The sequence below is a fragment of the Streptomyces sp. NPDC089915 genome (genome assembly GCF_040684675.1).
In the GTDB taxonomy this organism is placed as follows: Bacteria; Actinomycetota; Actinomycetes; order Streptomycetales; family Streptomycetaceae; genus Streptomyces.
In genome coordinates this window covers 188,739-199,349 of the sequence record NZ_JBFBGN010000001.1, presented here as the reverse complement: position 1 = coordinate 199,349, position 10,611 = coordinate 188,739, and the positions used below count along the sequence as shown (strand labels likewise).

The window sequence follows — 10,611 nt, the reverse complement described above, 5'->3', positions numbered from 1 at the left end:
CGACCGGAATTCGAGGACGACGTGAGCACATCGGTGGAACAGGTCGTAGCGGCACTGCGCAAGTCCCTCACGGACAACGAGCGACTGCGTGAAGAGAACGCGCGGCTGACGGCGGCGAGCAACGACCCGATCGCCATCGTGGCGATGGCCTGCCGTTACCCCGGCGGGGCCGGAACCCCGGAGGGACTGTGGCGGCTGGTCGCCGACGGCACCGACGCGGTGTCCGGCTTCCCCGCCGACCGGGGCTGGGACCCGGGCGTCTACGACCCCGAGCCGGGCGTGCCCGGCAAGTCCTACGCCCGTGACGGCGCGTTCCTCTACGACGCCGCCGAGTTCGACCCGGCGTTCTTCGGGATCTCCCCGCGCGAGGCGCTGACCATGGACCCCCAGCAGCGGCTGCTGCTGGAGATCTCCTGGGAGGCCGTCGAGCGGGCCGGCGTCGACCCCACGTCACTGAAGGGCAGCCGCACCGGTGTGTACGCCGGTGTGATGTACCACGACTACGCCGACGGCGCCGCGGGCAGCTTCGTCTCCGGCCGCACCTCGTACACGCTGGGCCTGGAAGGCCCGGCCGTCACCGTGGACACCGCCTGCTCGTCCTCCCTGGTCGCCCTGCACATGGCCGCCCAGGCCCTGCGGGCGGGCGAGTGCGACCTGGCGCTGGCCGGCGGTGTCACCGTGATGTCCACCCCGGACATGCTCGTGTACTTCAGCGGGCAGCGCGGGCTCGCCGCCGACGGCCGCTGCAAGCCCTTCGCCGCCGCGGCCGACGGCACCGGCTGGGGCGAGGGCGCCGGCGTGCTGCTCCTGGAGCGGCTCTCCGACGCCCGTCGCAACGGTCACCCGGTCCTCGCACTGGTCAGCGGCTCCGCCGTCAACCAGGACGGCGCGTCGAGCGCCATGACCGTCCCCAACGGCCCCGCCCAGCAGCGCGTCATCCGGCAGGCCCTCGCCGACGCCGGACTGTCGGCCGCCGACGTGGACGCGGTCGAGGCGCACGGCACCGGAACCCGGCTCGGCGACCCCATCGAGGCGCAGGCGCTGTTGGCGACGTACGGCCGCAAGCGCCCGGCGGGCCGGCCGCTGTGGCTGGGCTCCGTGAAGTCGAACTTCGGGCACACGCAGGCCGCCGCGGGCGTCGCGGGCATCATCAAGATGGTCATGGCCATGCGCCACGGCGTCCTGCCCAGGACCCTGCACGTGGACGCCCCCTCGGACCAGGTCGACTGGTCGGCCGGCGACGTGGAACTGCTCACCGAGGCACGGGAATGGCAGGCCGAAGGCCGCCCGCGGCGCGCGGGCATCTCCTCGTTCGGGTTGAGCGGCACCAACGCCCACGTGATCGTGGAGCAGGCCCCCGAGCAGCCGGAGGCCCACACGACCGAAGCCCCGGCCCCGCCCACGGGCGTGGCGGCGGCGCCCTGGCCGGTGTCCGCGAAGGCCCCGCAGGCGCTGGCCGACCAGGCGCGGGGCCTGCTGGACACGCTGCGCGCACACGACCCGAACCCCGTGGACGTCGGCCACTCCCTGGCGGCGACCCGTTCCCTCTTCGAGTACCGGGCGATGGTGGTCGGCGATCACGCGGCCGCGCTGGCCGCGCTGGCGGCGGGGGAGGAGCACCCGGCTCTGATCACCGGCCAGGCCCGGCAGGGCGGCCGGACGGCGTTCCTGTTCACGGGGCAGGGCGCGCAGCGGTTGGGGATGGGCCGTGAGCTGTACGAGGCGTTTCCGGTGTTCGCGGAGGCCTTCGACGCGGTGTGTGCGGAAGTTGACGTGCACCTGGGGCGTTCTCTGAAGGACGTCGTGTGGGGTGGGGACGCGGAGGCGCTGAACGCGACCGCGGTCACTCAGCCGGCGCTGTTCGCCCTGGAAGTGGCTCTGTTCCGGCTGGTGGAGGCGTGGGGTGTGCGGCCTGACGTCGTCGCTGGTCACTCGATTGGTGAGCTGGCGGCGGCGCATGTCGCGGGGGTGTTCTCGCTCGCGGATGCGGCGCGGTTGGTGGTGGCGCGTGGTCGTCTGATGCAGGGGCTTCCTGCGGGTGGTGCGATGCTCGCGGTGCAGGCGACGGAGGACGAGGTCCTGCCGCTGCTGACCGACGGCGTGGGCATTGCTGCCGTCAACGGGCCGCAGTCGGTGGTGGTTTCGGGTGTGGAGGCGGCTGTTCTGGCCGTTGGTGAGCACTTCGCCGCCGCCGGTCGCAAGACCAGCCGCCTGGCGGTGTCGCACGCTTTCCACTCCTCCCTGATGGACCCGATGCTGGACGAGTTCCGCGCTCTGGCGGCGGAACTGTCGTACTCCGAGCCGAAGTTCGGGGTCGTTTCCACCGTGACGGGCGAGTTGTGCTCGGACTGGCAGTCGGCCGGGTACTGGGTCGGCCAGGTCCGCGAGGCGGTCCGCTTCGCTGACGCGGTGCGGACGTTGGAGGGGCAGGGGGTGACCCGGTTCCTGGAGATCGGGCCCGACGGGATCCTGACCGGTCTCGCCGCGCAGAGCGTCGACTCCGACCAGGACCTGGTCCTCGTACCGGCCGTCCGCCGGAACAAGCCCGAGGCCGAGACCCTCGTATCGGCCCTCGCTCACCTCCACGTGGACGGCGTACGCGTCGACTGGGAGGCGTTCTACGCCCCCACCGGCGCCCGCCGCATCGACCTGCCCACCTACCCCTTCCAGCGCACCCGGTTCTGGATCGACGCCTTCCGCCCCGGCGGCCAGGTACCCGCCGGGCTGTCCACGCCCCACCACCCGCTGCTCGGCGCCGTGGTCTCCCTCGCCGACTCCGGCGGGGTGGTCCTCACGGGCAGGCTCGCCGTCGCCGCCGAGCCGTGGCTCGCCGACCACGTGGTGCGCGACGCGATCCTCTTCCCCGGCGCGGGGTTCGTGGAACTCGCGATCCGCGCGGGCGACCACGCGGGCTGCGAGGTCCTGGAGGAACTCGCCCTGCACGCCCCGCTGGTCCTCCCCGAGGACGGCGCCGTCGCCGTGCAGATCGTGGTCGGGGCGCCCGATGACACCGGGCGCCGGACGGTCGGCGTGTACGCACGGCCGGAAGGCCTCCCGGAGTCCGGGAGCGAGCCCGACTGGACCCTGCACGCCGAAGGCGTACTGGCCGAGGGCGGGGACGCGCCCGCCTTCGACCTGAGCGCCTGGCCCCCGCCGGGCGCGGCCGCCCTGCCCCTCGACGGCGCGTACGAGACCCTGCGCGAGCGCGGTCTCGCCTACGGGCCCGCCTTCCAGGGCCTGACGGCCGCCTGGCGGCACGGGGACGCGCTGTACGCCGAGGTCGCGCTGCCGCAGGACACGGCGGCGGACGCGTACGGGGTGCACCCGGCGCTGCTGGACGCGGCGATGCACGCCGCGATGGTGGAAGGTGCCGACGACGACGGCGCGACGGTCCTGCCGTTCGTGTGGAAGGACGTACGGCTGTACGCCGTGGGGACCGGGCAGGCCAGGGTCCGGATCACCCGGCCCACCCCGCAGAGCCTGGCGCTGGAGCTCTCCGACGCCCACGGCACGCCGATCGCCGCCGTCGGCGGGGTCGTGGGCCGTGCGATGGACGACACCCGTGCCGCGGGCCGCGCCGAGGACCCGCTGTACCGCGTCGCCTGGCAGCCGGCCGACCCGGCCGCGGCGCAGGAGTGGCTGCGCTGGGAGGACGTACCCGCCGACGGCAGCCCCGTCGAGGGCACGGTCGTCCTCGACTGCGCCGCCGGAACGGACGAGGACGTGGTGGACGCGGTCCACGCCGTCACCCACCGGGTCCTCGGCGTGCTGCGCACCTGGCTCGCGGACCAGCGCTTCGCCGCGGCGTCCCTCGTGCTCCTCACCCGGGGTGCCGTCGCCGTCGGTGACGGCGAGACCGTCGAGGTACGGCAGGCCCCCGTGTGGGGTCTGGTGCGCGCGGCGCAGGCGGAGAACCCGGGCCGCTTCCTCCTCGTCGACACCGACGGCACCGAGGGCCTCGGCCGCGTACGGGCCGACGGCGAGCCGGAGTCGGCGGTCCGGAACGGCCGGGTGTCCGTGCCCCGGCTGGTACGCGCCACCGCTGCCACCGCCACGGAGGCGCAGCCGGTGTGGGACGCCGACGGAACGGTGCTGATCACCGGCGGTACGGGCGGCCTGGGTGGGCTCGTCGCCCGCCACCTGGTCGCCGAGCACGGAGTGCGCCGGCTGCTGCTGGTCGGCCGGCGCGGACCGGACGCCCCCGGGGTCGCCGAACTCGCCGCGGAACTCGCCGAGTCGGGCGCCACGGTCTCCATCGCCGCCTGCGACGTGGCCGACCGGTCGGCCCTGGCCGCCGTGCTGGACGGCATCGACCCGCAGCACCCGCTGCGCGGGATCGTGCACGCCGCCGGTGTGCTCGACGACGCCATGCTCACCTCGCTCACTCCCGAACGCTTCGACGCGGTCCTCGCCCCCAAGGCCGACGCGGCCTGGCACCTGCACGAGCTGACCCAGGGCCACGGCCTCACCGCGTTCGTCCTCTTCTCCTCCATCGCCGGCACCCTCGGCTCCACGGGCCAGGCCAACTACGCCGCCGCCAACGCCTTCCTCGACGCACTCGCCGCGCACCGCCGCGCAGCCGGACTCGCCGCCGCCTCCCTGGCCTTCGGCCTCTGGAACACCCGCGGCGGCATGGGCACCCAGCTCGGCGAGGCCGAACTGGAGCGGATGCGGCAGGCCGGCACCCCGGCCATCTCCGCCGAGCAGGGCCTCGCCCTCTTCGACGCCGCCCTGGCGTCCGGCGAGGCCGCGACCGTCCCCGTACGCCTGGACCTCGCGATCCTGCGCGCCCACGCGGACGACACCCCAGCCCTGCTGCGCCGCCTGGTCCGGGCCCCCGGCCGCCGCGCGGCCGCCCGGGGCGGCTCCCGAGCGCTGCGCGACCGGCTCGCCGGCCTGACCGGTACCGACCGCGCCGGAGCCGTCCTCGACCTGGTCCGTACGAAGATCGCCGCCGTACTGGGCCACGCGTCCGGCGACGCCATCGAACCGCAGCGCGCCTTCGACGAACTGGGCTTCGACTCGCTGACCGCCGTCGAACTGCGCAACCGGCTCGACAAGGAGACAGGCCTGCGGCTGCCCGCCACGCTGATCTTCGACTACCCGACGGCCGGAGCGGTCGCCGCCCACATCCTCGAAGTGCTCGACGGCACCCCCGACACCACGCCCGCGCCCGCCGCGGCCGCCGTCCGGGGCGCTGACGACGACCCCATCGTCATCGTCGGCATGGCCTGCCGCTACCCCGGCGGGGTCACCACACCCGAAGGACTCTGGCAGCTCGTCGCGGGCGGGGTCGACGCCATCGCCCCCCTGCCCGACGACCGCGGCTGGGACCCCGGCGTCTACGACCCCGAGCCGGGCGTGCCGGGCAAGTCGTACGCCCGTGACGGCGGATTCCTGTACGACGCGGCCGAGTTCGACCCGGCGTTCTTCGGGATCTCCCCGCGTGAGGCGCAGATCATGGACCCCCAGCAGCGGCTGCTGCTGGAGATCTCCTGGGAGGCCGTCGAGCGGGCGGGCGTCGACCCGGCCGCCCTGAAGGGCAGCCGCACCGGTGTGTACGCCGGTGTGATGTACCACGACTACGCGGGCGGCACGGCGGGCAGCCTCGTCTCCGGCCGGGTCGCCTACACGCTGGGTCTGGAAGGCCCGGCCGTCACCGTGGACACCGCCTGCTCCTCCTCGCTGGTGGCCCTGCACATGGCCGCCCAGGCACTGCGCTCCGGAGAGTGCTCGCTCGCCCTGGCCGGCGGAGTGACCGTGATGTCCACCCCGGACATGCTCGTGTACTTCAGCGGGCAGCGCGGCCTCTCCCCGGACGGCCGCTGCAAGTCCTTCGGGGCGGGTGCGGACGGTACGGGCTGGGGTGAGGGTGCGGGTGTGCTGCTGCTGGAGAGGCTCTCCGACGCGCGGCGCAACGGTCACCGGGTCCTGGCCGTCGTCAAGGGTTCGGCGCTCAACCAGGACGGTGCGAGCAACGGCCTCACCGCCCCGAACGGCCCCGCGCAGCAGCGGGTGATCCGCCAGGCGCTGGCCGACGCGGGTCTGTCGGCCGCCGAGGTCGACGCGGTCGAGGCGCACGGTACGGGCACCCGGCTCGGTGACCCGATCGAGGCGCAGGCCCTGCTGGCCACCTACGGCCAGGGCCGCCCGGAGGGACAGCCGCTGTGGCTGGGCTCCGTGAAGTCGAACTTCGGCCACACGCAGGCCGCGGCCGGTGTCGCCGGGATCATCAAGATGGTGATGGCGATGCGGCACGGCGTCCTGCCGCCCACGCTGCACGCCGAGGAACGCTCGGACCAGATCGACTGGTCGGCGGGTGAGGTGGCACTGCTCACCGAGGCACGGGACTGGGAGGCCGAAGGCCGTCCGCGCCGCGCGGGCATCTCCTCCTTCGGCCTGAGCGGCACCAACGCCCACGTGATCGTGGAGCAGGCACCCGCGGAGGAGCCGCAGACCGGGCTGGAGAGGGGGGCCGCACTGCCGGTCGTGCCGTGGCTGCTGTCGGCGAAGACCCCGCAGGCCCTGGCCGGGCAGGCGGAACGCCTGCTGGCGGCCGAGGACGCACACCGTCCCGAGGACATCGGGCACAGCCTCGCCACCACTCGCGGGCTGATGGAGCACCGGGCCGTGGTGGTCGGTGACCGTAGGGAGGCGCTCGCCGCCCTGGCCGAGGGGCAATCGCACCCGGGGCTGCTGAGCGGCACGGTGACCAAGGGCTCGACGGCGTTCCTGTTCACGGGGCAGGGTGCGCAGCGTCTCGGGATGGGGCGTGAGCTGTACGGGGCGTTTCCGGTGTTCGCGGCCGCGTTCGACGCGGTGTGCGCGGAGGTGGACGTGCACCTGGGGCGTTCGCTCAAGGATGTGGTGTGGGGTGGGGACGCGGAGGCGCTGAACGCGACCGCGGTCACTCAGCCGGCGCTGTTCGCCCTGGAAGTGGCCCTGTTCCGGCTGGTGGAGGCGTGGGGTGTGCGGCCCGATGTGGTGGCCGGTCATTCGATCGGTGAGCTGGCCGCCGCGCATGTGGCGGGTGTCCTCTCGCTCGCGGATGCGGCGCGGTTGGTGGTGGCGCGTGGTCGTCTGATGCAGGCGCTTCCGGCCGGTGGCGCGATGCTCGCCGTGCAGGCGACGGAGGATGAGGTGCTGCCGCTGCTGACCGACGGGGTTGGAATCGCCGCGGTCAACGGGCCGCAGTCGGTGGTGGTTTCGGGTGTGGAGGCGGCTGTTCTGGTCGTTGGTGAGCACTTCGCCGCGGCCGGTCGCAAGACGAGTCGTCTGGCGGTGTCGCACGCTTTCCACTCCTCCCTGATGGACCCGATGCTGGACGAGTTCCGTGCCCTGGCGGCGGAACTGTCTTACTCCGAGCCGAAGTTCGGGGTCGTTTCCACCGTGACGGGCGAGTTGTGCTCGGACTGGCAGTCGGCCGGGTACTGGGTCGGCCAGGTCCGCGAGGCGGTCCGCTTCGCGGATGCCGTCCGGGCGTTGGAGGGGCAGGGGGTGACCCGGTTCCTGGAGATCGGGCCCGACGGGATCCTGACCGGTCTCGCCGCGCAGAGCGTCGACTCCGACCTGGACCTGGTCCTCGTACCGGCCGTCCGCCGCAGCCGTCCCGAGGCCGAGACGCTCGTATCGGCCCTGGCGCAGCTGCACGTGACCGGGGTGGCCGTGGACTGGGAGGCGTTCTTCGCACCCGCCGGTGCCCGCCGCGTCGAACTGCCCACCTACGCCTTCCAGCACTCCCGCTTCTGGATGACGGCCCCCGCTACCGCCGGCGGCACGGCGGAGACCGGGCAGGTCGGGCTCGACCACCCCGTGCTCCGCGCGGCCGTCGAGCTGCCCGACGAGGGCGGCGCCGTACTCACCGGCCGGCTGTCGGCGAGCACGCACGGCTGGGTCACCGACCACGACGTCCTCGGCAGTGTGCTGCTGCCCGGCACCGGTTTCGTGGAGCTGGCCGTGCGGGCCGGCGAGCGGCTGGGCTGCGGGCTGCTGGAGGAACTCACCCTCCAGGCCCCGCTGATCCTCCCCGCCCGGGGCGGCATCGCCGTCCAGGTGGCGGTCGGTCCCGCCGACGACTCCGGACGCCGGACCGTGGCGATCCACTCGCGTCCCGACGACCAGCCGGACCTGCCCTGGACCCGCCACGCCGAAGGCCTGCTGTCACCGGTGGCGCCCGAGCGGGCGGAGGGGCTCACCGAATGGCCCCCGACGGGCGCCGAGGAGATCCCGGTCGGCGACGCCTACCCGGACCTCGCGGCCGCCGGCTACCACTACGGCCCGGTCTTCCAGGGCCTGACGGCCGCCTGGCAGCGCGGCGACGAGCTGTACGCCGAGGTGGCCCTGCCGGAGCACGCCCACGCCGACGCGGCCCGCTTCGGTCTCCACCCGGCCCTGCTCGACGCGGCGATGCACGTCGGACTGCTCGCCATCCCCGGCCGCGAGGGCGGCGGCCAGACCCTGCTGCCCTTCGCCTGGAACGGGGTCGCCCTGCACGCCGCGGGGGCCAGGGCACTGCGCGTGCGGCTCACCCCGACCGCCCACCAGGACGGGCTCGCGCTCACCGTCGCGGACGAGCGGGGCAACCCTGTCCTGTCCGTCGAGTCGCTCCTCTCCCGGCCCGTATCGGCCGAGCAGCTGGGCGCGGGGACGGGCGACGCACTGCTCCACGTCCGCTGGCAGCCCGCGCCGGAGGCGGCCCCGGCCGCCGCGGGCGACTGGACGGCCTGGGAGGACGTGGCGGACGCCGCCGATGTGCCGGCGACCGTGGTGCTGGACTGCACCGCCACGGAGACCGGTGACGTACTCGCCGATGTACGGGCACACGCCCGGCGGGTGCTCGGTGTGGTGCAGGAGTGGCTGTCGGAGCCTCGTTTCGAGGGTGGGTCGTTGGTGGTGGTCACGCGTGGTGCGGTGGCTGTCGTCGATGGTGAGCGGGTGGATGTGCGGCAGGCTCCGGTGTGGGGTCTGGTGCGGTCGGCGCAGGCGGAGAATCCGGGTCGGTTCGTGCTGGTGGACACTGACGATTCGCTGGATCTCGGGGTGGTTGCGGGTCTGGGTGAGGCGGAGCTGGCCGTCCGGGCCGGTGGGGTGCTGGTGCCCAGGCTGGCGCGGCTGACCGCCGAAGGCGCAGTCGGGCCGGTGTGGGATGGTTCGGGCACGGTGTTGGTGACCGGTGGTACGGGTGGTCTGGGTGCTCTGGTGGCCCGGCATCTGGTGGTGGAGCACGGGGTGCGCCATCTGTTGCTGCTGGGCCGGCGTGGTCCGGATGCCCCGGGTGTCACGGACCTGATAGCCGATCTGTCCGGGTTGGGTGCCAGTGTCACGGTCGCCGCGTGTGATGTGGCGGATCGTGGGGCGCTCGCGGGGGTGTTGGCGGGTGTGGATGGTGCGCATCCGTTGTCGGGTGTGGTGCATGTGGCGGGTGTCGCGGACAACGGTGTGGTGGGTGCGCTGACGGTTGAGCGGATGGATGCGGTGTTGCGGCCGAAGGCGGATGCGGCGTGGCATCTGCACGAGTTGACCAGGGATCTGGGTCTGTCGGTGTTCGTGATGTTCTCCTCGGCCGGTGGTCTGGTGTTGGCGGCGGGGCAGGGCAATTACGCGGCGGCGAACGTGTTCCTGGACGCGCTGGCGGCCCACCGCCACGCCGAAGGCCTCCCCGCGACCGCGATGGCCTTCGGCCTGTGGGACGTCAACACCGGCATGGCCGCCCACCTCACCGAGGCCGACCGGGACCGGATGCGCCGTGCCGGCACCCCGGCCCTCTCGGAGGCCCAAGCGCTCGCCCTGTTCGATCAGTCACTGGCGTCGGGTACGGCGGTCACCGTGCCGCTCCAGGTGGACGCGGCGGCGCTGAGGACCCGTACCGACGAACTGCCCGTGCTGCTGCGCGGGCTGGTCCCGGCCGCCCGCAAGCGGCCCGGTGTCGGGGCGCCCCAGGGCGTGTCGCTGGCCGAACGGATCGCCGGTCACGACGAGGAGGAGCGGACCCGGATCATCCTGGACGTCGTACGCGGCCACGCGGCGACCGTGCTCGGGAACGCCTCAGCCGACGCCGTCGAACCCGACCGCGCCTTCGGTGAGTTGGGCTTCGACTCGCTCGGCTCGGTGGAGCTGCGCAACCAGCTGACCGCGGCCAGCGGGCTGCGGCTGCCGGCGACGCTGATCTTCGACTACCCGAGCGCGGCGGAGGTGGCCGCGTACCTCGCCCGGCGGCTGGTCCCCGCGCGCGCCACCCCCGCGGCACCGGGGCTGGAGGCCGACCTCAAGCGGCTGGAGGAGCTGCTGACCTCCGCCGCCCCGGCGGCCGGACCCGACCGCGACCGGCTGGCCGAGCGGCTCAGGGAACTGGCCGCGCGGCTCGACGGACAACCTGACTATGCCCAGGGGCATGCCGCACCGGAGATCCCGGACAGCGGCGAAGACCTCCACGAGGTCAGCGCGGATGAGCTCTTCGACATCCTCGACAACGAGCTCGCTACCCCCGCGACCCCCTGACCCCCCTGACCCAGGAGGGCCGGCACACCCGGACCGGGGTGCGTGACAGCTGCACGACAGCCGTCACGCACCCCGGTCTTTTGGCGTGTTTTCCCCTTCTCGGGCCGGGCCCTC

General features: G+C 73.9%; 1 protein-coding gene. It reads left to right on the top strand.

Translation table 11 applies throughout. The annotated features are described in order from the left end of the window. Positions 1–21: 21 nt before the first annotated feature. Positions 22–10,497, top strand: a complete 10,476-nt coding sequence (locus AB0O29_RS00715) for an SDR family NAD(P)-dependent oxidoreductase (RefSeq protein ID WP_365143843.1) — start codon at positions 22–24, stop codon at positions 10,495–10,497. The last annotated feature ends 114 nt before the right edge of the window (positions 10,498–10,611 follow it).